The following is a 25,955-nucleotide window of genomic DNA, read 5'->3' on the forward strand; positions in this document are numbered from 1 at the left end:
GATGTCGTTTATGAGAGAATGGGTACAATTATTATTTGTTAAAGATTTCTATTCTTATTTATAAAGGGAGGAAATACCTATGTCAGAAGACCGTAAGCTGTCATTTGAAACTTTGACTGTTCATGCAGGCCAGGAAATTGATCCAACTACTTTCGCACGTGCTGTACCGCTTTATCAGACCACGTCTTATGGATTCCGTGATGCTGATCATGCAGCGGATCTGTTTGCGCTCAAAGAATTCGGTAATATTTACACTCGGCTGATGAATCCGACTACAGATGTATTTGAACAGCGTTTGGCAGCACTAGAAGGTGGAGCAGGTGCACTTGCTACAGCTTCCGGGGCAGCGGCTATTTCTTTCTCCATTCTAAATATTGCGGGCGCTGGGGATGAAATTGTATCTGCGGCAAGCCTATACGGTGGAACTTATAATCTTTTTTCTACAACGCTGCCTAAGCTTGGCATTAAGGTGCATTTTGTGGATTCGGATAATCCAGAGAACTTCCGTGCTGCGATTAATGATAAAACCAAAGCTTTGTATGCAGAAACCATTGGTAACCCACAGGGGAATGTACTAGATATTGAAGCCGTTGCAGCGATCGCACACGAACATGGAATTCCTCTTATTGTGGATAATACGTTCCCAAGTCCATATTTACTGCGTCCGATTGAGCATGGAGCTGACATCGTTGTTCATTCGGCAACTAAATTCATCGGCGGGCATGGTACATCTATCGGTGGAATTATTGTAGACGGTGGTAAGTTCGATTGGAAGGCAAGCGGTAAGTTCCCAGGACTTACAGAGCCTGATCCAAGTTATCATGGCGTTGTTTATACGGAAGCTGTTGGACCGATTGCTTATATTATCAAAGCCCGCGTTCAATTACTTCGCGATTTAGGTGCTTCTATTTCACCATTTAACTCTTGGATGCTGTTGCAAGGGCTCGAAACACTCCATTTGCGGATGGAACGTCACAGCCAGAATGCACTAAAGGTTGCGCAATATTTGGAGGCACACGCAGATGTAGAATGGGTAAGTTATTCTGGACTGCCTACTCATCCATCTCATGAATTAGCGCAAAAGTATTTACCTAAAGGTCAAGGCGCGATCCTTACCTTCGGTATTAAAGGTGGAAGTGCTGCGGGACGCAAGCTGATTGAAAATGTGAAGCTGTTCTCGCATTTGGCGAATGTCGGTGACTCCAAGTCATTGATTATCCATCCTGCAAGCACAACACATGCACAGCTGTCGGATGAAGAGCAAACCACAGCGGGAGTAACTCCGGAATTGCTCCGCTTATCGATTGGTACGGAATCTATTGATGATATTATTTATGATCTGGAACAGGCCATTGCCGCCAGTCAACAATAGAACAATGAAGTTCAAGGAAGGCATCTGCTGCTATGCGGCGATGCCTTTTTTTTGTGATTTAATAAGGCTAATTATTCATATGATTTGGCAACGCTTGCATATTTCATGGGAGGTTCCCGTATTTATAAGTGTGGTAATAAGATGTCGGTGGCATGATGTTTATTTACTAGGCGTACCGGCAGCAATCCAAAGATAAAGGGTGGGTGCGAAGATGAAGGGTGAACGTCAGCAGGATGGTTTTCGGAGTAGTGAAGAGCGCCCGTTCAAGTTCATGTATAAGGTCGGTGATCGGGCTGTTGGGATGGAAATGAGCCAAGCCGGATCCGTTGCCTCCGCTGCCGCAGAATTTATCACCGGAGTAGAGCAGAAGGATGTCGTAGAACCTTTGAACCGTTCTTATTTTAAGCGTCCTGGAGAACAGTCGGCCTTCTTAGTGCTGCGTGAAGGACGAGAAGAACGTGAAGAGCGCCCTACTGCAAGAGAAGGAACAAGATCCGTTCAAGCTGGACCTTGTCTGATAAGAAGTGAGGAATGGCTGCTTGAACCTGAATTGTTCTGTCTTTATGAGAACTGGTTATCCAGTGAAGATGAGCTGCAGGCTAATCGAATGCTGCAGCGGATTTATTATCGATTGCAGGCAGCGACCACAGCGCTGCTGGAATCGCCGGATGGTGAATGGGCAGCCATCACCCTGCTGCATCCAGAGGAGCTTGCGGCTCAGCCCGCAAAGCTCACCGCGCTTCAGGACGCGCAGCTCGAAGCGCTTTTTACTGCGGTGGCGGAGAGCCAGCGTCAAGGCGGCGATTGCCGCCTTGACCTGCTGGTCGCCTACACCGCAAGCGGAGCCGAATTCGCCGCAAAGCGCGAATTCATCGAGGTCGTGGCCGATCAGACACTTGGCCACGCTTATGCGGCGGCGTGCCGCATCGGGGCGCTGATCGCGCCCGATGTGGAGCCCTCCGCCGCCGCGGAAATCGCGCGCATCGCCGATTTCCTAGTGCTCGACGGCGCGGCGAGCGAGCTCGCGCCGGAAGGGGCCGCCGCAGAGGGCTTCGCCCTGGCGGCGGGGGAGATCCTTGCCGCCGTGCGGAGCGTGAAGCCGGCGGCGGTAGTTCTCGCCGCGGGGACTCCGGCGGCGTCGGCTTTGGCCGATCTGTATCAGATCGGCCTCAGCGGGATCTTTTGCAGCGCAGGTCAGCGGACCGAAGCGCTGCTTAGAGCAGCCTGTCTGATCTGGATCGCCAGACAGCAGGAAACACTGGATACTGCCGCCGGTGGAAGGCAGTAGGACAACAACGAAGCGGCTGTCACATAAGCCGCTTTCTCTTCTAATAAGACGATTCGTTTCATTTAGACTCGATAAAAAGACAAAAGAGCAGTGATTCTGCCGTTATTGGAGAATCACTGCTCTTTATTATTAGAGAATCATTGCTCTTCGTTATTGAATGATCACTGTAATTTATGGTTGGGAGCTCCTTCTTCAACAGAACTTCTAGATAAAATTCGCCACTAAACGGGCAGCTAACACATATTCTGAAATAAATGGCGTTTAGCTGAATAGATAGGCTTTACTTTTTAATTCCTGGTGGTATGATTAAAATATAAGTTGCGCTAAGGAAATATAGTTGTACTATTGCAACAATGATTATCATTCTCACTACCTATAGTTATCAATCATGCTGTCCCGGCTAAGCCGGGGCAGCATGTGTCATTTTAGGGGTCTTAATAATGGCTCTCATTCTCACTTGGCAGAAGCAAAACTCCACAAAATAGAGCGTATGCTCACGAACTAAGTTTTGTTTCGAAGAAAAACCAATGAAGTTAGGCTCCACAAAACAAAGCGTATGCTCACAAAGCAAGTTTTGTTGCGAAGTAGAGTCAATGAAGTAAAACTCCACAAAACTTTAAAGGACGGCGATTATTATGCAAGCAACATCAAAACATTTACCCAAGCAGTCATCTATCTCTGGCAGCATGAAGAAGCCAGGCGCTCCAAAGCGCCGATTCGATCCGCGTGCCATGCTCAGCAATTCTGAAATGCAGGCTGCACTGGGCAGCGGACTGCTTATGCTTTTTGCTTGGTCAGTTGGTGGATGGTCAGAAATTCTTTCCATAGCGCTCTATGTCATTTCTTATACGATTGGTGGCTGGAACAAGGCAAAGGAAGGCGTAGAAACGCTCGTCAAAGAACGAGATCTCGATGTGAACCTATTAATGATTGCAGCCGCACTAGGCGCAGCTTCCATTGGATACTGGAATGAAGGTGCTATGCTTATTTTCATATTTGCACTCAGTGGAGCATTAGAGAGTTATACGATGGAACGTAGTAAAAAGGATATTTCCTCGCTGATGGCACTCAAACCGGCTACGGCTATGCGCATTGAAAAAGGAAGTATGAATGAGGTTAATATTAACCAGCTGGTGATCGGAGATCTGCTGCTTGTGCGCCCGGGAGATTTAATTCCGGCAGACGGCAAGGTATATCGGGGGGAATCGGCAGTAGATCAGGCTTCCATTACGGGAGAATCGGTTCCTGTAGAGAAATGTGCCGGTAGCGAGGTTTTTGCAGGCACTGTGAATGGAGAAGGACCCCTTTATATTGAGGTAACGAAAGCAGCTGAGAACACCCTTTTTGCTAAAATCATCAAAATGGTAGAAGAGGCAGAGACGGAAGTTCCTAACTCCCAGCGTTTTATTAAAAGACTAGAAGCCATCTATGCACGGGTTGTCGTAGCCTCCACAGTGGCACTGATTATCCTTCCACCGTTTTTGCTGGACTGGAGCTGGAGCGCAACCTTCTATAAAGCGATGGTCTTTCTAGTAGTAGCATCACCTTGCGCTCTGGTCTCTTCCATTATGCCAGCGATGCTGTCAGCCATCTCCAAAAGTGCGCGAAAAGGGGTTCTGTTTAAAGGCGGGGTCCATCTGGAAAATATGGCACGCACAACGGTTGTGGCATTCGATAAGACAGGGACGCTTACAGAGGGAACTCCTCAGGTAACTGATTTTATTGCAGGTGAAGGCTACAGTCGGCAAGAGTTGCTAACGGTTAGCGCATCCATTGAGCATATGTCCCGTCATCCACTGGCGGAAGCGATTGTGCGTAAAGCAGAAGAGGAAGGTTTAGCGCTACAGGGAGTAGAAGACAGTAAAACCATCACAGGTTGGGGAATTGAAGGTCAAATCGACGGACATCTCTGGAGAATCGGAAAGTCTAATTTGCTCGATGAGCTGACTCCATCTGCTATGAATCCTGAACTAGAGCATTGGAAACTTAAGCGGCAGCAGTTGGCTGAAGAAGGGAAGACCGTCTCCATCATTCTGGACGGTGAGCAAATTGCCGGAATGATTGCTTTACAGGATACGGTTCGCCCACAAGCAGAAACCGCAGTGCGTAAGCTGCAGGAGCTGGGGATTAAAGTGGCAATGCTTACCGGTGACCGTGACGCTACAGCTCAGGTTATTGCAGGTACTACTGGAGTGGATATGGTATTTGCCGATCTATTACCGGAGGATAAAGTAAAGCATATCAAAGCACTACGTGAAAAGTATGGTCACGTTGTTATGGTAGGTGATGGTGTGAATGATGCACCTGCTTTGGCGACAGCAACCGTAGGCATGGGGATGGGCATGAAAGGAAGCGGCGCAGCACTTGAAATAGCCGATGTAGTGCTTATGAATGATAATATAGAAGAGATCGCTTCAACGATATCATTGGCGCGTCGTTCGCAGCGTATTGTGAAGCAAAATATGATTTTTGCTGTGACTGTGATTGCAGTGCTTATGGTCAGCAACTTTGTGCAAGGGATCGCTCTTCCTTTTGGCGTGATAGGGCATGAAGGCAGTACGATATTAGTGATTCTAAATGGACTAAGATTATTGCGATAATATTTTTTGAAATTAAATTGTTCACAAAATAGTTTCGGAACTTGGGAGTCTGGCATATTGACATATTTGCTTTCAGTTATCATAATTAACACTACATTATAATTATTTTAAATAAGAAGCGACGTCATTGCCGTTTAGCTCAAGGAGGACATAGATATGTATAAATCAATAATTGTTGGTACTGGACCGGCAGGATTAACCGCCGCTATCTATTTGGCTCGTGCCAATTTGAACCCACTAGTCATCGAAGGACCTCAACCCGGTGGACAATTAACCACAACTACAGAAGTGGAGAATTTCCCTGGATTTCCTGAAGGAATCATGGGCCCTGACTTGATGGATAATATGCGTAAACAAGCTGAACGTTTTGGTGCAGAATTCCGTACGGGCTGGGTGAACAGTGTAGAACTTGGAGAGCGCCCTTTTAAGCTGAATGTTGAAGGAATGGGTGTTCTTACTACAGATACATTGATCATTTCCACAGGCGCTACAGCAAAATACCTCGGTATCCCAGGGGAGCAAGATAACGTAGGACGCGGTGTGAGCACCTGCGCTACCTGTGACGGATTTTTCTTCCGTAATAAAGAGATCGTGGTTGTTGGTGGCGGAGATTCCGCACTTGAGGAAGCGGGTTTCTTGACTCGTTTTGCTTCCAAAGTGACTTTGGTGCACCGTCGTGGAGAATTGCGTGCTTCGAAGATCATGCAGGATCGTGTACGCGCTAATGTTAAAGTAGACTGGAACTTGAACCGTACTCCTCTGGAAGTGACTTCGAGCGAGAGAGGCGTCAATGGACTAAAAGTGCTTAACAACGAGACTGGTGAAGAAGAAATCATCGAAGCAAGCGGCGTGTTTGTTGCGATTGGCCACCACCCTAATACCTCTTTCTTAGGTGGACAGATCACAACCAATGCGGATGGCTATATCATGACGAACCCAGGCACTTCCGAAACTAATATCCCAGGTGTGTTCGCATGTGGTGATGTACAGGATACTCGTTACAGACAAGCGATTACTGCAGCAGGTAGTGGATGTATGGCAGCTATGGATGCGGAGAAATATATCGAAAGCTTGGAGCACAGTGCAGTTATTCTATAATTTGGTTTGAAAAACCCTCATTGCTACAATTGATATCATCACTGTATATCTTTTATAGGAGGTCATACCATGGAGAATGTAATTGTATATACCTCAACAAATTGCCCGCATTGCCGTCAGGTAAAGAGCTTTTTAAGCGAAAAAGGCGTATCCTACGAAGAACGCAATGTCGAGCAGAACGATGATTTTGCGCAGCAAGTATGGGACATGGGAGTGAGGGCTATTCCTGTAACTGTAATCGGTGAGCATAAAATTGTTGGCATGAACAAAACTCAGTTCGACAAAGCACTCGCGACTGTTTAAAAATATAAGAATTTATATGCTGCACAACTATAATATCCTTATATTTCTACGAGGAACCGATGTCGTCTTAATAGGACGATAAAGTCGTTTCTTCTTGTTAAATAAGATTTCCGTAAGGAAATTGTAATGGACCGCTTCCGATTAGGAGGCGGTCTTTTTTGAAATATAAGAAAGTATAAAATACCTGCGAGCTTTAGCATACAAAAAATAGTCTGACGCATCTGTGCGCAGACTATTTTTATGAAAGTAGATCTAGAAGTAGAGTTTAGGTTTGAGTGAAAGATGTAATGAGCTGAAATAGCACGTATACAGCAGCGCCGCTGCCAATAAGAATGAATCCTGATTTCTTTTTAGCTTGAAAAAAACGGAGCACGCCGAGGCTGATCAAAGGGGCAATAATGAGCAGAAAAAGCAACACAGTGATGAACATCTGTGCCGAGATATCAGACGTATCAACATAGGTCATGGACTCGCTCTCCATTTCAAAAAAGGGGTTGTAGTGATAAATGTCACACTAGCTTGACCTTTATTATATAGGATTTCTGTTCTTTTTACTGCACTTTTGATTCACTCAAATGCGTCAATTTTACGTCAATTATTTCAAAATATAAGAATGTATATGTTCCACGCTATAAATTATTCTTATATTTCTCACATAAACGCTTCGCTTACCGTTATGGATTATAGGGTCACCCGAATATCGCCCAGGAAATGCATAACAGCAGAGAAACCTGCGCCGATCATCGTTCCACGGCTGCCGAGCTTAGAGAATGTAATTTGGAGTTGCTGCTTATGGTAAGGAAGAGTACGCTCAGCTACAACCCGGCGCAGCGGTTCGCCTAGCCATTCTTCAGCCTCAGACAATGCCCCACCGATCACAATAAGCTCTGGATTGAAGCTATTGATTAGATTGGTCACCCCGATACCGAGATATTCACCCATCGTTGAGAAGTGATGCAGGGCGTCTTCTTGCCCGCGGGCTGCATATCGAACCAACTCTGGCGTAGTATGGGCAGGGAGGGAGAGATCGGGATTATCATAAGTTTTCTCAGAGGCATATAACTCCCAACAGCCACGACTCCCGCAACTGCAAGGCTTGCCTTGTGCTTCAATCGTCATATGTCCGGTTTCGCCGGCATATCCTCTTGCACCCTTGTATAACTCTCCACCAATAATAATTCCAGATCCAATCCCTGATCCCGCACTGATGTAAAGGAGATGCCTTACCTCTCGTGCCGCTCCAAAGTTGAGTTCACCCTGTGCACCCGCGTTCGCTTCGTTATCAATGGTGACAGGAACGGAAAATTCAGCTTCGAGTATCGCTCGCAGCTCGACCATTTCCCAGCCAAGGTTGGGAGCGAAGAGTACAACACCATTTTCATCCACCATCCCGGGGACACCTACTCCGATGCCGACGATGCCGTAAGGGGATTCTGGAGCGTTGATAATCAAGCCTGAGATAAGTTTTTTCATTTGTTCCAGAACGTAAGGAAAATCATGGTTTTCTAAGGAGAAATCGCTTTCGTAAAGAATGCCCCCGCTCAGATCACATAAGACCGCTGTTAGCTGCTTTACCCGTAATTCTATGCCGATTACACTACCAGCCATCGTGTTAAAATGCAGCATTAACGGTTTGCGGCCACCGCTTGATTCCCCAGGTCCGACTTCAGTTACCAGTTCTTGCGTGCACAGCTCAGCTACCAAATTGGACACAGTAGCTTTATTCAGTCCGGTCATCTCTGAGACCTTCGCGCGCGAGAGTGGAGAGTGTCTTCGAATGGTATGTAGTACAATCGATTTATTTATTTTTTTGACCAGCGCTTGGTCTCCAGTAACCTTCACAAATCACACATCCTTCTTAAATTATAAGAAAGTATAAGCTTCACGGTATACTTTCTCCTTATAATTCTCGCATAAACGCTTACCGTCCTTAAAAGGACGCTAAAGGCGTTTTAGCTTGGCATAGTTCCCATTTGTTGTATGCCACTTAGTCTAGAGTGATGCGCTGCAAATTGCAATACATAGCGTCTAGAGGAAATTTTCCAATAGGGATCTCCTATATTTGGGAAGAGGAGAGAGGAGGCTAGACAGGGTCCCAAAAAATGGACATAAAAAACTTATCAAAACTTTGTTTAACCAATATACAAAGTCTAAAAGATGTGTTAAGATGATCCTGTAAACGCTTGCGGGCGAAGCACAAATTGAGGAGGATTACACAATGGCTTATTTTGAGACAGTGAACAAAATCTCTTACGAGGGAAGCCGTTCCACCAACCCTTTCGCATTTAAATTTTACAATCCTAAAGAAGTCGTAGCCGGCAAAACTATGGAAGAACATCTGAAATTTGCAATGGCTTATTGGCATACATTAACTGCTGGCGGTTCTGATCCGTTTGGCGCTGAAACAGCAATTCGCAGCTGGAACAAATTGAACGGTCTGGACAAAGCTAAGGCTCGCGCTGAAGCAGCATTTGAATTTATGGACAAGATGGATCTGCCTTACTTCTGCTTCCATGATGTAGATATCGCACCTGAAGGCGCATCTTTGCGTGAATTCTACAGCAACATCGACACTATCGTTGATATCCTTGAACAAGGCATGAAGACTTCCGGCAAGAAATTGTTGTGGAATACAGCTAATATGTTCACTAACCCACGTTACATGCACGGTGCAGGTTCTACACCTAACGCTGATGTTTTCGCACATGCAGCAGCACAAGTGAAGAAGGGTCTGGAAGTTGGTAAACGTCTGGGTGCTAGCAACTATGTATTCTGGGGCGGTCGTGAGGGTTACGAAGAATTGCTGAATACAGATATGGGTCTTGAACAAGACAACATTGCTCGTCTGTTCAGCATGGCTGTAGATTACGCTAAGGAAATCGGCTTTGACGGTCAATTCCTGATCGAGCCTAAACCAAAAGAGCCTACGAAACATCAATATGATTTCGATGCAGCAACAACGATCTCTTTCTTACAAAAATACAACCTCGACAAGCACTTCAAGCTGAACCTTGAAGCTAACCATGCTACGCTTGCAGGTCATACTTTTGAACATGAGCTTCGTGTAGCTCGTATCAACGGCATGCTCGGATCGCTTGATGCTAACCAAGGTGATACATTGCTCGGATGGGATACAGATGAATTCCCAGTTAACATCTACGATGCAACACTTACACTGTATGAAGTACTCAAGAATGATGGTCTTGGCAAAGGCGGAATCAACTTTGACTCTAAAGTACGTCGTCCTTCCTTTGAGCCTGAGGATCTGTTCCTAGCACATATCGCTGGTATGGATACTTATGCAAAAGGCTTGAAAGTAGCTGCTAAATTGATCGAAGATCGCGTATTCGAAGATTTCGTTGAAAAACGTTACAGCAGCTTCAATGAAGGCGTTGGTGCGGACATCGTATCCGGCAAAGCAACTCTGGCTTCCTTGGCTGAATATGCATTGAACAATGAGAACCCGCGTCCTAACCAATCCGGACGTCAAGAATACCTGAGAGCTACCCTTAACCAATACATCTTGGCTGAGTAGTCTTTACAGGGAGCTTGAAGCTTAGGCTTTGAATCCAGTTTGAACAAATGCAACGGGGGTTGCTGAAGAGAGCATTCTTCGGCAGCCCCCTTTTTGTACAAAGATATTCTAGAAAACGCTCATAAATCTAAGTGGATGCTTACGAAGCGAGTTTTATTCGAAGTAGTTCAACGTAGTAAGCGCTCATAAAACTAAGTGGATGCTTACGAAGTAAGTTTTACTCGAAGTAATTCAATGAAGCCTATGCTCATAAAACTAAGCAGTATGCTTACGAAGTAAGTTTTATTGCGAAGAGAATCAAGTAGCTAAGCTCCATAAAACTTTTAGGAGGTCAAAAATGAAATACGTTATAGGTGTAGATTTGGGCACTAGCGCAGTGAAGACTGTTCTAGTGGACCCACAGGGCAAGGTGGCTTTTGAGCATTCCGAGTCCTACCCGCTAAGCAGACCGCAGCCGAATTGGAGCGAACAAAATCCTGAGGACTGGGTAAAAGGCACGCTGGTCAGTCTTCGTCGTCTGATTGAAGTATCGGGCATAGACCCATCACAAGTTGATGGTCTTAGCTTCTCCGGGCAAATGCACGGATTGGTACTAGTGGATAAGGAAGGGCAAGTGCTTCGTCCGGCTATTCTTTGGAATGATACTCGTACTACTGCACAGTGCAGAAGAATAGAGAAGACGCTCGGAGCAAAGCTTATTGAGGTTGCTAGAAACCGTGCACTGGAAGGCTTCACACTTCCTAAAATTCTATGGGTACAAGAGAATGAACCTGAGGTATTATCACAAGCGTATCAGTTCCTGTTGCCAAAAGACTATGTGCGTCTCCGGTTGACCGGTGATTATGCGATGGATTATTCCGATGCTGCAGGAACGCTTCTATTAGATGTAGGTTCTAAAACGTGGAGTGCTGAAATTGCTGAAGCTTTTGAACTGCCGCTTTCCCTTTGTCCTAGACTGGTAGAGTCCTTTGAACAGACAGGAACGTTATTGCCGGATATTGCGGAAGCATCAGGTCTTTTATCATCAACAAAGGTATTTGCTGGTGGTGCGGATAATGCATGTGGAGCACTTGGAGCAGGTGTCCTTGGTGAAGGTCGGACGATGTGCAGTATTGGTACATCTGGTGTAGTTCTTTCCTATGAGAGCAACAAAGACTTGAATCTCGAAGGCAAAGTCCATTTCTTCAACCATGGTGAAAAAGATGCCTACTATATCATGGGCGTTACTCTAGCGGCTGGTCATAGCCTTACATGGTTCAAAGAAACCTTTGCGGCAGACAAAAGCTTTGATGAATTGCTAAGTGGAGTAGCTTCCATTCCAGCGGGTAGCGGCGGACTGCTCTTTACACCTTATATCGTAGGGGAACGTACACCTCATCCAGATGCGAATATTCGCGGAAGCTTTATTGGTATGGATTCAGGGCATACGTTGACTCATTTTACACGTTCTGTATTAGAAGGCATCACCTTTTCGCTACGTGAATCTATTGAGATTGTACGTGATTCAGGCAAAGAGATTACAGAAATCATTGCGATCGGTGGCGGGGCTAAAAATGAGGCATGGCTCCAGATGCAAGCAGATATTTTCAATGCATCCATCGTGAAGCTTGAAAGTGAGCAGGGTCCGGCTATGGGAGCAGCGATGTTGGCAGCTTACGGTAGCGGCTGGTTCACTTCTCTTAGTGCATGTGCAGAAGCTTTCATCCGTCCTGCGGATGTGTATAAACCAGATCCGAAGCAAGCGGCGATCTATGACGGTTTATTTAACCTCTATCAGGAAGTCTACGGTCAGACCCGTGAACTGAATAACAAGCTGGCAGCGTACCGCCAATAATTAAGGACGCCGAAAGGTTTATGCTTGATATGTCTGATAAAAAAGGTCTTTCGCATATGGCGAAGGACCTTTTTATGACCATCTCGTTTATTGATCTGAGGATAGGCTGTATTCGTAGTTGTTGCCGTTCCTATTTTTCTTCTGTAAAGTATGGGGTATCTCCAGGGCAGCGTTAAACTCTGCATGAGATAGTGAAGGTTTCGGGGGGCGGAAGGCCATGTTCCAATGGATTGTTAAGCTGTTGAATGACATCAAAATCCGCAATAAGCTGTTGCTTGCTTTTTTACTCACCACGTTACTTCCGGTATTACTGGTAGGCGGTTATCTTACGTTTGAGATGAGAACCATGGCGTTTCAGAGCGCACTGGAACAAGCTTCAATTAACGTAGATCGGGTAAAGAAAAGAACAGAAGAAGTCATCGGTGTATCTCAAGATATCGCATATCGCTTGAGCAATGATGCACGGTTGAAGAGACTTGCCATACGTCAGTATGTTAGCACTTATGATGTGGTGGAAGCTTACCGCGATTATTCAGATATGCGTGAGTATCTAAGGTTGTATAAAGATATATCCAACATTCGCCTATACACTGACAACGCTACGCTGCTTAACAACTGGGAGCTGATCAATCCTTCACCTGAGATTAAGGAGAGCCAGTGGTATCAGAGAGCACAGCGGTACGATAGTCTTGTCGGTTGGGAATATATCGAAGATGAGCGTGATAAGCGGAATTATTTAAGTCTTGTCCGCAAAATCGAGCTGGAGGGCTCCAGTAAGATCGGTGTACTCGTTATTAATGTGAACAGTCAGCAGCTTGCATCCATTCTAAGCCAGGAATCTTTTGATACCATGATCGTCGATGATCAAGACAATATCATTGCAGCGAACCGGAAAGATCGGACAGGTAAAAAGCTGGTGGATGTTTCTTTTGACACGAAGCTCTTGGGTCAGGGAAGTGGAAGCTATGAAGCAGTAGTAGATGGCGAAGCTTCCAAAATTGTGATCGAGGAGCTTAAACCACAAGCCAGCCGAAATGCACTACGAATTATATCTGTTTTTTCGATTGAAAGTATAGTTAAAGAACCTAATCAAGTGATTAAGCTTTCGATTACTGTGGTTGCGATAAGTGTTCTATTGGCCTTTTTAATTATATATAGCTTCTCCTCGTTGTTTTCGCGACGATTGCTGCATTTAAGCAGACATATTAACCGAGTCAGTACTGGGGATTTTGATACGACATTAAAAATTGATGGCAAGGATGAAATCGCCCTGTTAGCTCGTCAATTCAATTCCATGGTACGCAGTATTAATGATTTGATGTATGAGGTACAGGAATCCAACGCTCAGAATAGTCTGCTGGAACAGAAACAAAATGATATACGATTCAAAATGCTGGCCAGCCAGATTAACCCGCATTTCTTATTCAATGCACTAGAAGCGATTCGGATGGAAGCTCACATGAAGGGGCAAGTGGAAATTGCCCGTGTGGTACGTCTTCTAGGTAAAATGATGCGCAGTAACCTCGAGGTAGGCCGAAGTAAAATTTTGCTTAGTCAGGAATTAGAAGTGGTACGTTGTTACTTGGATATTCAGCAATTCCGTTATGAGGAGAGGTTGAAATATCAATTTACTGTAGACCCTGCCGTTGAATCTCTTTATATGCCCCCGCTTCTTATTCAGCCACTTGTTGAGAACGCAGTAATCCACGGACTGGATAATAAGATGGAAGGTGCATTTGTGACGGTGGAAGTTGTACAAGTTGGGGACCATGCTAAATTTACGATTACAGATAACGGAGTAGGAATATCTCCAATTCAGCTGGAGGAATTACTGAACACGCTTGAGCGTAAGGAAGAGCGTGAAGGTGAGCGAATTGGACTTCGTAATGTACATGACCGGCTAAAACTATCCTACGGCGCAGAATATGGGCTAACGATTGAAAGTAGACCTAATGTAGGAACGGTTATTTTCTTCTGCATACCAATGGAGGACAACAATCTATGATAAAAGTGATGATTGTCGATGATGAGCCGAAGCTACGGGAAGGACTTCGAAGTCTGATCCCATGGGAGAAGCTCGGTTATACGGTGGTAGCTACAGCAGCTAATGGCTTGCAAGCACTTGAAAAGTATCATACCTTCTACCCGGAGCTGATCGTTGCTGATATTCGTATGCCTGGAATGGATGGTCTGGAAATGATTAGTGAGCTTCGTAAAGAAGGCTCGGAAAGTCATGTGCTCATCTTAAGTGGACATGCTGATTTTGAATATGCTAAGCGGGCGATTGGATATCGGATCGACGGCTATTTGCTGAAGCCAGTGGATGAGGATGAGATGATCGTATGTCTGGAACAGCTACATGAAACGATCGAGCAGGAGCAACGGTTCAGTGACTGGAATGAGGAGGAGCCCGCTCGCAATAGGGAAACTTTACTCCGAGCGCTTCTGCAGCCAACTTCAGAGGAAGAACTGGAGGAGGACCTTAGCAGACATGTGGATGCGCTAGGACTCGATCAGGGGAATTATGAAGTCATTCTCATTGAATTAAGAAAAACAGCTGGTGCAAATGATGAGGATCTCCGGGCAATCAAAACTGTAATGGAACAGCATTTTAGTAATCATCCTAGTGCATCATTCTTTACATTGTCACAGTATTTGGGCATTCTCATGAAGGATCCGGACCAGAGTGCGAGCAAGCGGGAAGAATTATATAAGGGATTATCTGCAGTGATAGAACAAAAGGGTTACGACTTCATTGCAGTAGCGGGGGGAGTAGTACCTCGACCTGAAATAGTGGGAGAATCGTTTAATTCAGCACGTGAACTGTTAAGACGTTCCTTCTTCTTCAAGAAGGGGATCATCATCAGTACAGATCCTTCAGGATTTCTGATGGAGATGAAGGAGAAGACTGAAGAGGATCAGGAGACGGAGAGTCGTCTGCTGCTTGCAGTAGAAACCGGAAGTCTGAGCGCGATCCGACCGATAGTGCAAACCATCTGTGCTGAACTTATATCTGCGGGCAGTGATGAATTGCGAATTAAAGAGACCTTTGTGAGACTCCTTAGTACTGTCCTGGCCCGTCTGGAGCCTACGTATCCGGAAATTCGCACCTATGCAGCTGAGCATTCCCCTCCGATAGGGGAGCTTTATCAAAGTTATTATTTGTCTGATTTGCAGGATCAGGCTGTCTCATTTCTCGAAGAAATTGCGGGTCAGATGACCAGTGGTCGTGGAAATGAAATTAAGAAAATTACAGAAATAATCAACCGTCGCTACAATGAGAACCTAAAGCTGGAGACCTTATCCGAGTTATTCTGCTACAACAGCGCTTACCTCGGTAAAATGTTCAAGAACACCACAGGAGAATACTTCAATACGTACGTGGATAAAGTGCGGATTGAGAAGGCTAAGGAATTTCTGACGCAAGGGATGAAAGTATACGAGGTGGCCGAGAAGGTAGGGTATATGAACCCCGATTATTTCAACGCTAAGTTCCGTAAATATGTAGGAATCTCACCAACTTCTTATCGAAAAAGCATCTAAGGATGGTGTGGTATTCTTGTCTTGTCTGTTATACCCCGTGGCTGAGTTCAGGTGGTTTTCTGAACTTCAGTCCACGGGTCTTTTTTTTGTTTTCCCTACTCCCACCAATTGTACGTGGTGAAGTATTAATGCAGTTAAATAGACACCTGCTTAAGCTTATGCGGGTGAAGGGTTAATGCAGTTTCTTTTGATTTTCGGTTCAATAAAATCTGCTGGGAAAGGAGTTAAGAGGAATTTTTGAAACTGTAGAAGCGTTGAAAGCTTCTAATTTTAGATTGGCGACTGGTAGAAGAACGAAGAGGAATATTTGGAACTGTAGAAGCGGAGCGTTCGCCTTTATCCTCGGATTTCTACCGCGAGAAGCGGTTCAAACCAGGAAATCTGAGGATAACAGCGATCGGAAGTCCAAAAATTCCTCGTAGTGGCTGGTTACCAGAAGCCTAGTTGAAAGATTCGAAGAAGCAAGCGATCGAAAGTCTAAATGTTCCGCGGTAGCGACTAACATGCAGCAGATAGTTTTATGAACCGTATCAAAAGAATAATGCAGACGCCAGCAGCATTAGCCCCCCTGTGTCGAGGAGCGAAATGAGAATTCACCCCGGACAAAAATCTCTAATTTTCACCTGATTTTAAGTCGAATTTATAGGGTACTGCAATCGCTTACAAAGTTTTAGAATTAAGGCATAGAGAGGAGGGGCTTTATGAAAGCGGACACAGTAACTGCTCAAATCCCGCCGGACACCCGAATGCGCAACAAAAAGCCTGCTTCAGGAGGACGGTTTTGGAGAAGCTTTAAGAATCAAAAGTATTTGTGGATGATGTCGATACCTTTTGTAATCTGGGCATTCGTCTTCAGTTATCTCCCATTATGGGGCTGGACGATGGCTTTTCAAAAGTACAAGCCCGCACGTGGCTTTTTTGAACAAGAATGGGTAGGCTTCGAACATTTTAAGACACTGTTTAGCGATTCGCAATTCCTACTGGCACTACGTAACACGCTGGCGATGAGCGGAATGGGCTTGGTCGCAGGCTTTATCTTTCCGATAACGTTTGCAATATTGCTCAATGAATTGCGTCTTGGATTTTTTAAACGTTTTGCTCAGACCGTCTCGTATTTGCCTCACTTTGTATCATGGGTGGTTGCAGCGGGAATTGTAACTAAAATGTTATCTAGCGAAAATGGTCTTGTAAACGATCTCTTGTTAACAATTGGATTTATAGACTCGCCTATCCAGTTCATGGCTCAGGGCCATCTCTTCTGGGGAATCGTTACTTTATCAGATGTGTGGAAAGAAACCGGATGGAATGCGATTATCTACCTTGCGGCCATCTCGGGTATTGGACCTGAACTGTACGAAGCGGCCCGAGTAGACGGTGCCAGCAGGCTCCGCCAGGTATGGCATATTACCCTTCCAGGTATCCGGCCGACCATTACAGTGCTACTCATTATGTCGATTGGTAATTTGCTGAATATCGGCTTTGAGAAGCAATTCTTGCTTGGAAACAACCTCGTTACCGACTATTCTCAAGTGCTGGATCTGTATTCTCTGAAATATGGACTTGGCATGGCGAGATATTCCTACGGTACCGCGATCAATATATTCAACTCAGTGATCAGTGTAATCCTGCTGTTTACGATTAATGGAATCTTCAAACGTACAACTAAAGAGAGCCTTCTGTAACACAGAGGGCTCTTCTAACAATCGTGGCAGCAATATTGCCCTTTTCATGAAAGGAGAGCGTTACAGTGGGAAACACAGCTATCACCGGAAAGTCGTGGTCAGACCGGATCTTTGACTTCATAGTGTACTTTGTAATACTGTTCGTGGTTGTAATCACGATCTATCCGTTTCTGAATGTGCTTGCTATCTCGCTGAATGATTCAGTGGATAGTGTGCGCGGCGGCATCACCATTTATCCTCGGGAATTTACCTGGGACAATTACTTAAAAATCTTCAGTTTCGCAGGGCTGATCACCGGGTTTAAAATATCCGCTTTGCGGACAGTCGTCGGTACTTTGTTCGGTCTGATCAGTGCCTCGATGCTAGCATTTACGATCAGTCGTCCTGACTTTGCAGGCCGCAAGTTCGTCTCCACATTCTTGGCGATGACCATGTATATCTCTGGAGGAATGATTCCAATATACATGCTGATCAAGGATCTGCACATGATGAACAGCTTTGCAGTCTACGTATTGCCTGGATTGGTTAGTGCTTTTAATGTCTTCGTTATCCGCTCCTTTATTGACGGCCTGCCGTATGCACTGCAGGAATCGGCGAAGCTGGATGGAGCGAATGATTTTACCATTTACTGGCGTGTCATCCTGCCGCTGATGAAGCCGGCCCTAGCAACAATCGCACTGTTCCTAGCGGTAGGTCAATGGAATGCATGGTTTGATACGTATTTGTATAATGGTTCAAGCCCTCATCTGACGACATTGCAATATGAACTGATGAAGGTTCTGCAGAGTACAACCAGTGGTAATGGTGGCGATTATCGCTCCAACATTGCTTCTCTAGCTTCGAATCAGGTCTCGCCAGAGTCTATCAAGATGGCGATTACGATTGTCGTAACCGTGCCAATTTTGTTGGTGTATCCGTTCATTCAGAAATATTTTGTTCAAGGTATGACACTTGGCGCTGTGAAGAGCTAATTACAGCTAACAGGGGAGCATAGTCTCCCCTAAGCCTTAAGAGTGTTTTGTATCCGTTTTCTTTTCTTGTGGGAAGTTTTGGGATAAGTATTAACAGGATTTATCTGTGATACGATAGATAAACAATTTTAAGGAGGGTTTATGTAATGGGGAATAATAGAAAAATAAAAGCTAAAGCAACTGCACTTACACTTACTTCTATTATGATGCTCGGCATGCTCGCAGGTTGTGGTGGAAACAACGGCAATAATGCAGCTGGAGATGCAGCTGGAAATGCAACAAATAAGGGGAATGCGGCTAATTCGGCCAATGCGGTTGAGGATACTTCTCCGCTCACGATGACTTTCTTCAGTGCTGACCCTAACCCGAACTGGACAGGCATGCAAGATGAAGTAGGTAAAGTGATTACGGAAAAAACGGGAGTTACCTTGAATGCTGAATACGCGGTTGGTGACCCTGCTCAGAAAGTAGCGTTGATCGCAGCGAGCGGTGATTATCCGGATCTAATCAGTGCCAAGACCGACGTAAGCAAGCTGGTGGATGCAGGCGCAATGCTTGATCTGACAGATCTGATTGAAAAATATGCTCCGAACATCAAAAAAGTATTAGGCGAAGAAGGCATGAAACGCTCACGCTATAGTGACGATGACCACGCGATCTATGCTATCCCTACGTATGCAGGTGTGGATAACAAATACTTTGATGCTGGCGGCGGATTTGAACTACAGCACCGTGCTGTTAAAGAAGCGGGATATCCTGCAATTAAAACTGTCCAAGATTATGAGAACGTAATCAAGGCTTACCTGGAAAAACATCCAACCGATGAAAATGGTAACAAAAACATCGGTCTGACCCTAAATGCAGATGATTGGTACATGTACATTACAGTAACTAACCCAGCATTCACTACTACAGGCTCTCCTGATGATGGTGAATATGCAATCGATATCGACACACAAGAAGTAACTTATCACTTCCGTCGTCCTGCTGAGAAAGAATATTTCCGCTGGCTCAACCATATGAACGATATCGGATTGCTTGACCCGGAAAGCTTCGTTCAAAAGTATGATCAGTACAAAGCTAAAATCGCTACCGGTCGTGTTATTGGTTTGATCGACCAAGACTGGGGTTATGGCGATGGAGAAAGAGCATTGAAAGCTGAAGGTAAGCTTGATCAAGGATACGGACACTATCCAGTAACCCTGTCTGAAGAGTACAAAGAAACTTCCTTCTGGCCTACAGGCTTTATGGGTGGTAACGGCATTGGGATCAGCGTAGATGCTAAAGATCCGGTACGTGCAATTAAATTCTTGGACTACTTAGCTTCCGATGAAGGTCAAGTATTGGTTAACTGGGGTATCGAAGGCAAGCATTACAACGTAGTTGACGGCAAACGCGTCATTCCTGAAGATGTGAACAACCGTAAATATAATGACACTACCAATTTCCAAAAAGAAACAGGACTTGGCAATGTCGGATCAAACTACGCTCTGCTTAGCGCTCACTATGGTGACGGCGTATTGGATCCAACTGGAAACTACTATACAACTCGTTTCCCTGAGCAAGTAACAGTAGGCTACAATGCAGTTGAAAAAGAAACACTTGCTGCTTATAAAGCAACAACTTGGAAAGACCTCTTCCCAAATGAAGATGAATTCAAAGTTAAACCTTGGGGCGCGGCATGGAACATCACGATTCCTGGGGATAGCGAAATTGTCGTTCTCGACAACAAGCTGAAGGATATCAGTTGGAAACGGATTCCTGAAGCCATCTTGTCCAAACCAGCTGATTTCGACAAAGTTTGGGATGCTTACATGGCTGAACTCGATAAAGCTGGTGTAACAAAAGCTGAAGATTTACGTGAAGAGCTGGTTAAACAACGCGTGAAACTTTGGAATGAGTAATTATTGAATTAAGGTTAATAAAATAAAAGCATGAAGATGGCGGGAAGTCCGAACGAAAGTCCGGGCTTCCCGCCGATTTGTTTTCATCTGTAATTACAGGATAGGAGGAATATATGTGGAAGAAAGTAAGAACACTGGGCGGCATAAGCTCTGGTATAAGCAGCCGGCAGCTGTATGGGAAGAGGCACTGCCCGTGGGTAACGGCCGTTTGGGCGGCATGATCTTTGGCGGAACGGAAGAAGAACTAATTCAACTAAATGAAGACACCTTGTGGTCGGGCTTTCCGCGGGATACAGCTAATTATGAGGCGCTGCGTCATTTGGCTCCGGCCAAACAATTAGTGGCAGAGGGGAAATACAAGGAAGCGGAAGCGCTAGTGGATGCCAAGATGTTAGGCAGACGGACTGAATCCTATCAACCGCTCGGAGACTTGCGAATGAAGTTCAATCTTGGTGGTCCAGTAGAGGATTATCAGAGGGAGCTTGATTTGGATCAAGCGCTTGCTACGGTATCCTATACTGCTGGGGATGTAAGGATTGTGCGCGAAGTTTTGGCCAGCAGACCAGATGAACTTATAGTCATTCATATCCGTGCAGAGGGGAAAGAGGGGCTGGGTATTTTGCCGGATTTCTCAGTGGCTCTGACTTCGCCGCATCCTTTCCGACTAGAGATCACTTCGGATGGCGCGCTGATGATGACCGGTCGTGCTCCATCGCATGTGGCTGATAATTATGTAGGAGATCATCCGTGTGCCGTATTATACGAAGAGGGGCTTGGCATAAGTTTTGCCGCTGCAATGGAGATCCGTACAGATGGCGGCAAATGTAATGCTGAGAACGGCATGTTGTCGGTTTCAGGTGCGCGCTCCATTACGATCCGCCTAGCTGCCGCAACCGATTTTGTCGGGTATGACCGGATGCCAGGAAGCGGCGGTAAGCTACCTTCGGAGTTGTGCCTAGAGCAATTGGCTTTGTCCTCTAATGGATATGCAGAGCTGAAGCAGCGCCATCTAGAGGATCATCAGTCCTTGTTCCGCCGCGTGGAGTTGACGCTTGCACCTTCGTCCTCCCGGATAGAGATTCCCACGGATGAGCGACTAGTACGGTATCAGGAGGGGCAGGCAGATTCTGCGCTAGAAGCGCTGCTGTTCCAGTATGGCCGCTACCTGATGATTGCTGGCTCACGACCGGGGACGCAAGCTCTGAATTTGCAAGGGATCTGGAATCCCTATCTTCAGCCGCCATGGAACAGCAATTATACGACTAATATAAACACTGAAATGAATTATTGGCCAGCCGAGTTATGCGGGTTGGGTGAATGCCATGAACCTCTAATCGATTTTATTACGGAGCTTAGTATGGCTGGCAGCCGTACAGCAAATATTCATTATGGCGCACGTGGCTGGACGGTGCATCATAATACAGATTTGTGGCGTATGACGTCTCCGTCAGACGGCAAGGCGATGTGGGCATTTTGGCCAATGGGAGGAGTTTGGCTCTCTCGCCAATTGTGGGAGCGTTACGCTTTCCGTCCAGATGAGGAATATTTGCGAAACACAGCTTATCCTTTGTTAAAGGGAGCTGCGTTATTTTGTCTGGATTGGCTGGTAGAGCTGCCTGATGGAAGATGGACAACGAGTCTGTCTACCTCACCGGAGAATGTATTCTTGACTGCTGATGGCACGCCATGCAGTGTTTCAGCTGGCTCAGCTATGGATTTATCGCTGATCGCTGAGCTATTCAAGCATTGCATTCAGGCTGCTGAGATTTTGAATACCGATGCCCAGCTGAGGCAGGAGCTACGCCAGAAACAGGAACGACTCGCTCATCCTGGGATTGCACCGGACGGACGTATTCGTGAATGGAATGAGGATTTTGCTGAACAAGAGCCTGGGCACCGCCATGTCTCTCATTTGTATGATTTATATCCCGGGAATGTAATTAGTCCTTCCTCCACACCAGAGCTAGCAGAGGCGGCAGTGTTATCGCTTAAGAAGCGCTTGGAAGGCGGGGGTGGACACACGGGCTGGAGTGCAGCCTGGCTACTTAATCTATATGCACGTTTGAAGGATGGAGAGAGTGCGTATAGCTGTTTACGTCGTATTTTGCAAGATTCAAGTCTGCCGAATTTATTCGGTAATCATCCTCCATTTCAGATTGACGGTAACTTCGGAACTACGGCCGGAGTTGCTGAAATGCTCTTGCAGAGTCATCAGGAAGGGCTTGAATTATTACCCGCTCTTCCAGAAGAATGGTCTGAAGGCAGTGTGAAAGGCTTGGTAGCCCGAGGCGGCTTTATCACAAATATAGAATGGCGTGAGGGACGCTTAACGAAGGCGGAACTGACCTCGACTCATGGACAGCTATGTAGAATTGTTAGTCGCGAACCTTTACTCATTCAAAGACCAGATGGTTCACGAATAGGGATAGAGATGGAATTTGAAACTGTAATCGGAGAGACCTATATCATTACACCACTAAGCGAATAAAACACATCGGTCTAGCATATAGACTGTTCTCAGAGTAGAATTATTTCTACAGGGAGCAGTCTTTTTTTGCCTAAGCGCTCATTATCTATTAAATGGTAGGGTTTATGATAAGTCTATGGAGCCGGAGGAACGAAATATATATGTGGAAAAAACGCTTCACATTAGTAAAGATCATTCTGGGAGGAGTGATTATATTCGCTGCTATTCCACCGATGATTTATTGGGGCTGGGGTCATGCTTATGCGGCTTCGAGTTCATCCACCCTTCGTTCTGTAAATGAAGTGGCGCAGAAGCTAACGGGTGCAATGAACAACCGCAGGGAGACCATTACTTTTACTTATGAGAGCAAAGCTTCAAATTTGAAAACGAAAATACAAGCCGCTCTGGATCAAGCGATGGCTAGTGACCCTTATTTGTATTACATTATAGACAGCTACGGATATACTTATCGAGGAAGCGCAAGCTCTGTAAAAGTTACGGTGGAAGTGAAATATTTGGAGACGCTGGAGCAGACGGCTTTTGTAAACAAAGAAGTGAAGGCTGCGCTGAAGAAGATCATAACGCCGGGCATGAACAATCATCAGAAGGTGAAGGCTATCCACGATTGGGTTGTGCTTCATCTGAAGTATGACACTTCGTATCGTAAATATACGGCTTATGAAGGATTGAAGAGTGGCAGCGCCGTTTGCCAAGGGTATTCGCTGTTGACCTATAAGCTGTTAAAGGAGGCTGGATTCACGAATAAAATCGTTGAGGGTACAGCCAAACAGCCTGGAGGACGTAGCCAGTTGCATGCCTGGAATCTTGTGCTGTTAGATGGACGGTGGTATCATCTCGACACGACTTGGGATGACCCGACACCTGATAAAGCAGGTGTGGTTAGCACAGCATACTACTTGAGAACGGATGCGCAGATGCGTCAGGACCATAGCTGGACGAAGTCTTATCCGGCAGCTTCTGTAGGTTATCATAAGACCTTGTCTGCGCTTGTGGAGCGTGGAGGACAGAATGCGGCTGTCTATAAACAGCTTCAGAAGGATCTCAATTATGAGCTATATGCCGAGGAGCTAATTGTACGTTCGGTAGGAGATCTGACTCGGCTAGCGAATAAGGCAATTGCCTCCGGTGAGGTGTCTATATTATTCCGTTATCAAGGGAGTGGGACCAAGCTTAAGAATGACCTGCAGGAGCTATATAAGCTTGGTCTAGAGGATGTATCTTACTCCAGTTCTGCTTTTGACAATACAGGCGATCTCAAAGTGTTTGTGACCTGGGAATAGAAGGATAACCAAAAAGGACATCCCATAAGCCTAAATGGCTACGGGACGTCCCTTTTTTGTTTTTTTACCGGGTCTATTTTATTCTGGGTGAGTACTTAGGTCGCATTTATCCAAAGGAATAATATTACTCTTCCGGAACCAGCGATAGCCGACCCAGATCAAGACAAACAGCGGCAAGCTGATATAGGAAACGGCGATACCATACCAGTCGATATTTCCACCTGAGAAGGCACCCATATTCTGACCGAGGATAGCTACAATACAAAGTCCTAAGGCAAAGATAGGTCCGAATGGAAACCATCTAGCTCGGTAAGGTAGTTCATCTAGCGAATGCCCTTGTGCTATAAAAGCACGTCTGAAACGGTAATGGCAGACCGCGATACCCAACCAGTTAATAAATCCGCACATACCAGAAGCGTTCAGTAGCCAGTTATATACGGCACCGTCACCAAAGAATGAAGCGAGAAAGGCGAGCATTCCGACAGCCGTAGTTACTAGCAAAGCGCCAACAGGGACACCACGGCGATTGAGCTTACCCAGTGCGCGCGGAGCCATGCCATCCTTAGCCATTGCATACAGGACACGGGTGGAAGCATACATTCCAGAGTTCCCTGCCGACAGTACAGAGCTGAGAATGACGGCATTCATTACGGATGCAGCAATTGCAAGCCCGGCTTTATTGAACACGATCGTAAACGGACTGACTCCGATATCATCGATGCCACCGCGCAGAAGATCTGGATTCGTATAAGGAATCAACATTCCGATTACAAATATAGCAAGGATATAAAAGATTAATATACGCCAGAATACTTGGCGGATCGCAATTGGGACGTTGCGGCGTGGGTTCTCGCTCTCACCAGCAGCAACGCCGATTAGCTCGGTACCCTGGAAGGAGAATCCGGCTGCCATAAAGACTCCGACGAAGGCGAAGAAGCCACCGTGGAAGGAGCTGCCCCCGATTTGGAAGTTACTGAAGCCTACGGCTTCTCCACCCATAATGCCGAATATCATGAGGACACCGACAACGAGGAAGGCGATAACGGTAATGATTTTGATAATGGCAAACCAATATTCTGATTCCCCGTAGCCACGAGCAGATAGGAAGTTTAGGCCGAACATCAGCAGTAGGAACACCAGACTCCAGAGAAAGGAAGGGCTGTCCGGGAACCAATATTTAATGATGACGGTAGCCGCTGATAGCTCTGCTGCAATCGTAACCGCCCAGTTATACCAGAAGTTCCAGCCGATGGCGAAGCCAAAGGCGGGGCTGACGAAACGAGTGCCGTAGGTACTGAAGGACCCGGAGTCCGGTAAATAGGTGGCGAGCTCCCCAAGACTAGTCATGAGAAAATAAACCATTACACCCACTGCCGTGTAAGCTAGAAGCGCTCCACCAGGTCCTGCTGAAGCGATCGCTCCGCCACTGGCTAGAAACAGACCCGTACCAATAGATCCGCCAAGTGCGATCATGGTCAAATGTCTTGCTTTGAACGATTTTTTTAGCGCAGGCTGATTTATGTTGCCTTGCGCTGGGTTTTGCTGATTGCCCTGCATGAATATGACACTCCTTATGATCTAATCTTACTGTTCATGAACGGGGAGTGCTGAGCTGCTGACTCCCGCAAGGCGGGAGGTATACTTCGTGATTTCCAGAAGGTTATGGAAGACTGTACGAAACATACAAATTCTGTAAACGCAAAGAAGCCGCAAACTATGTCTGCGGCTTCCATCTATACAGCTCCGCATCATACTCCCTGTGAAGATAGCGCAACACACTGCAGTCTGCTACTTACGCAGGCTGTACAATGTGACAGTTCCGTGCCTTTCGGCAACGGCCCCAGCCTGCACCGCTGTAAGAGCTACAGCGCAAGCTTCGGCGGATATTCCTTTCGGCGTGATTCATAGACGGCTCTAACGTCTCCACACGCGTACTCTTTATATCCGCGACCTCTACCTCATCTTAGTATGACGAGGCTATCTTTACTTCATTCATTTATAAACAACAGGAATTAGTATAAAGCAAGTTTACTTCTCAAAGCAATGACAAAATCAGG

General features: G+C 45.9%; 17 protein-coding genes and 1 riboswitch. Of the genes, 14 read left to right on the forward strand and 3 right to left on the reverse strand.

Features of this window, described 5'->3' with window-relative positions:
• Positions 1 to 79: 79 nt before the first annotated feature.
• From PAENI_RS07655 to PAENI_RS07675, 5 genes are all read left to right on the forward strand, one after another.
• Positions 80 to 1,372, forward strand: coding sequence for a homocysteine synthase (locus PAENI_RS07655; RefSeq protein WP_042131076.1), 1,293 nt, complete (start codon positions 80 to 82; stop codon positions 1,370 to 1,372).
• A 211-nt stretch (positions 1,373 to 1,583) separates the two neighbouring features.
• Complete coding sequence (locus PAENI_RS07660; protein ID WP_149644877.1) at positions 1,584 to 2,660, forward strand: hypothetical protein; 1,077 nt, start codon at positions 1,584 to 1,586, stop codon at positions 2,658 to 2,660.
• A gap of 635 nt (positions 2,661 to 3,295) precedes the next feature.
• Positions 3,296 to 5,260 (forward strand): heavy metal translocating P-type ATPase, encoded by a 1,965-nt coding sequence (locus PAENI_RS07665; RefSeq protein WP_149644878.1) that lies wholly within the window; start codon positions 3,296 to 3,298, stop codon positions 5,258 to 5,260.
• Between the two features lie 156 nt (positions 5,261 to 5,416).
• Positions 5,417 to 6,358 (forward strand): thioredoxin-disulfide reductase, encoded by a 942-nt coding sequence (trxB, locus tag PAENI_RS07670; RefSeq protein ID WP_042191901.1) that lies wholly within the window; start codon positions 5,417 to 5,419, stop codon positions 6,356 to 6,358.
• Positions 6,359 to 6,427: 69 nt separating this feature from the next.
• Positions 6,428 to 6,661, forward strand: a complete 234-nt coding sequence (locus PAENI_RS07675) for a glutaredoxin family protein (protein WP_042191899.1) — start codon at positions 6,428 to 6,430, stop codon at positions 6,659 to 6,661.
• 265 nt (positions 6,662 to 6,926) lie between these two features.
• Here PAENI_RS07675 and PAENI_RS07680 read toward each other — a convergent pair whose 3' ends face one another.
• Both PAENI_RS07680 and PAENI_RS07685 read right to left on the reverse strand, forming a co-directional pair.
• On the reverse strand, positions 6,927 to 7,127 hold the full coding sequence (locus PAENI_RS07680; protein WP_042191897.1) for a hypothetical protein: 201 nt from the start codon (positions 7,125 to 7,127) through the stop codon (positions 6,927 to 6,929).
• 215 nt (positions 7,128 to 7,342) lie between these two features.
• Entirely contained in the window at positions 7,343 to 8,503 is a 1,161-nt protein-coding gene (locus tag PAENI_RS07685) for an ROK family transcriptional regulator (RefSeq protein WP_149644879.1), read from the reverse strand.
• Between the two features lie 376 nt (positions 8,504 to 8,879).
• On the opposite strand from PAENI_RS07685, the gene xylA reads away from it, so the two are divergent.
• The 9 genes from xylA to PAENI_RS07730 all read left to right on the forward strand — a co-directional run bounded on the left by xylA (position 8,880) and on the right by PAENI_RS07730 (position 23,898).
• Positions 8,880 to 10,196, forward strand: coding sequence for a xylose isomerase (xylA, locus tag PAENI_RS07690; RefSeq protein ID WP_042131068.1), 1,317 nt, complete (start codon positions 8,880 to 8,882; stop codon positions 10,194 to 10,196).
• 337 nt (positions 10,197 to 10,533) lie between these two features.
• Positions 10,534 to 12,030, forward strand: coding sequence for a xylulokinase (gene xylB / locus PAENI_RS07695; protein WP_076285492.1), 1,497 nt, complete (start codon positions 10,534 to 10,536; stop codon positions 12,028 to 12,030).
• A gap of 217 nt (positions 12,031 to 12,247) precedes the next feature.
• Complete coding sequence (locus PAENI_RS07700) at positions 12,248 to 14,035, forward strand: sensor histidine kinase (RefSeq protein ID WP_076285491.1); 1,788 nt, start codon at positions 12,248 to 12,250, stop codon at positions 14,033 to 14,035.
• Positions 14,032 to 15,573, forward strand: a complete 1,542-nt coding sequence (locus PAENI_RS07705) for a response regulator transcription factor (RefSeq protein ID WP_149644880.1) — start codon at positions 14,032 to 14,034, stop codon at positions 15,571 to 15,573. Before PAENI_RS07700 ends, PAENI_RS07705 begins: the two co-directional genes overlap by 4 nt.
• A 746-nt stretch (positions 15,574 to 16,319) precedes the next feature.
• Entirely contained in the window at positions 16,320 to 17,255 is a 936-nt protein-coding gene (locus tag PAENI_RS07710; RefSeq protein WP_256716397.1) for an ABC transporter permease, read from the forward strand.
• A 65-nt stretch (positions 17,256 to 17,320) separates the two neighbouring features.
• The gene (locus PAENI_RS07715) at positions 17,321 to 18,226 is read left to right on the forward strand and encodes a carbohydrate ABC transporter permease (RefSeq protein ID WP_042191881.1); all 906 of its coding nucleotides are present in this window, start codon (positions 17,321 to 17,323) and stop codon (positions 18,224 to 18,226) included.
• Between the two features lie 146 nt (positions 18,227 to 18,372).
• Entirely contained in the window at positions 18,373 to 20,130 is a 1,758-nt protein-coding gene (locus PAENI_RS07720; RefSeq protein WP_076285489.1) for an ABC transporter substrate-binding protein, read from the forward strand.
• Between the two features lie 115 nt (positions 20,131 to 20,245).
• Positions 20,246 to 22,618 (forward strand): glycoside hydrolase family 95 protein, encoded by a 2,373-nt coding sequence (locus PAENI_RS07725; protein ID WP_149644881.1) that lies wholly within the window; start codon positions 20,246 to 20,248, stop codon positions 22,616 to 22,618.
• Between the two features lie 140 nt (positions 22,619 to 22,758).
• Complete coding sequence (locus PAENI_RS07730; RefSeq protein WP_149644882.1) at positions 22,759 to 23,898, forward strand: transglutaminase domain-containing protein; 1,140 nt, start codon at positions 22,759 to 22,761, stop codon at positions 23,896 to 23,898.
• Between the two features lie 78 nt (positions 23,899 to 23,976).
• Here PAENI_RS07730 and PAENI_RS07735 read toward each other — a convergent pair whose 3' ends face one another.
• A complete protein-coding gene (locus tag PAENI_RS07735; RefSeq protein ID WP_042131059.1) occupies positions 23,977 to 25,455 on the reverse strand; it encodes an amino acid permease in 1,479 nt (492 codons plus the stop codon).
• 201 nt (positions 25,456 to 25,656) lie between these two features.
• A riboswitch (Lysine riboswitch) is annotated at positions 25,657 to 25,862 on the reverse strand.
• Positions 25,863 to 25,955: the final 93 nt, after the last annotated feature.

Origin of the sequence: Paenibacillus sp. B2(2019) (assembly GCF_008370385.1) — a bacterium.
Lineage (GTDB): Bacteria > Bacillota > Bacilli > Paenibacillales > Paenibacillaceae > Paenibacillus_AQ.

Bases quoted from the DNA above. Each gene is read 5' to 3' on its own strand.
- PAENI_RS07655 (WP_042131076.1), top strand. From the start codon at position 80: ATGTCAGAAGACCGTAAGCTGTCATTTGAAACTTTGACTGTTCATGCA.
- PAENI_RS07660 (WP_149644877.1), top strand. From the start codon at position 1,584: ATGAAGGGTGAACGTCAGCAGGATGGTTTTCGGAGTAGTGAAGAGCGC.
- PAENI_RS07665 (WP_149644878.1), top strand. From the start codon at position 3,296: ATGCAAGCAACATCAAAACATTTACCCAAGCAGTCATCTATCTCTGGC.
- trxB (WP_042191901.1), top strand. From the start codon at position 5,417: ATGTATAAATCAATAATTGTTGGTACTGGACCGGCAGGATTAACCGCC.
- PAENI_RS07675 (WP_042191899.1), top strand. From the start codon at position 6,428: ATGGAGAATGTAATTGTATATACCTCAACAAATTGCCCGCATTGCCGT.
- PAENI_RS07680 (WP_042191897.1), bottom strand. From the start codon at position 7,127: ATGACCTATGTTGATACGTCTGATATCTCGGCACAGATGTTCATCACT.
- xylA (WP_042131068.1), top strand. From the start codon at position 8,880: ATGGCTTATTTTGAGACAGTGAACAAAATCTCTTACGAGGGAAGCCGT.
- xylB (WP_076285492.1), top strand. From the start codon at position 10,534: ATGAAATACGTTATAGGTGTAGATTTGGGCACTAGCGCAGTGAAGACT.
- PAENI_RS07700 (WP_076285491.1), top strand. From the start codon at position 12,248: ATGTTCCAATGGATTGTTAAGCTGTTGAATGACATCAAAATCCGCAAT.
- PAENI_RS07705 (WP_149644880.1), top strand. From the start codon at position 14,032: ATGATAAAAGTGATGATTGTCGATGATGAGCCGAAGCTACGGGAAGGA.
- PAENI_RS07710 (WP_256716397.1), top strand. From the start codon at position 16,320: ATGCGCAACAAAAAGCCTGCTTCAGGAGGACGGTTTTGGAGAAGCTTT.
- PAENI_RS07720 (WP_076285489.1), top strand. From the start codon at position 18,373: ATGGGGAATAATAGAAAAATAAAAGCTAAAGCAACTGCACTTACACTT.
- PAENI_RS07730 (WP_149644882.1), top strand. From the start codon at position 22,759: ATGTGGAAAAAACGCTTCACATTAGTAAAGATCATTCTGGGAGGAGTG.
- PAENI_RS07735 (WP_042131059.1), bottom strand. From the start codon at position 25,455: ATGCAGGGCAATCAGCAAAACCCAGCGCAAGGCAACATAAATCAGCCT.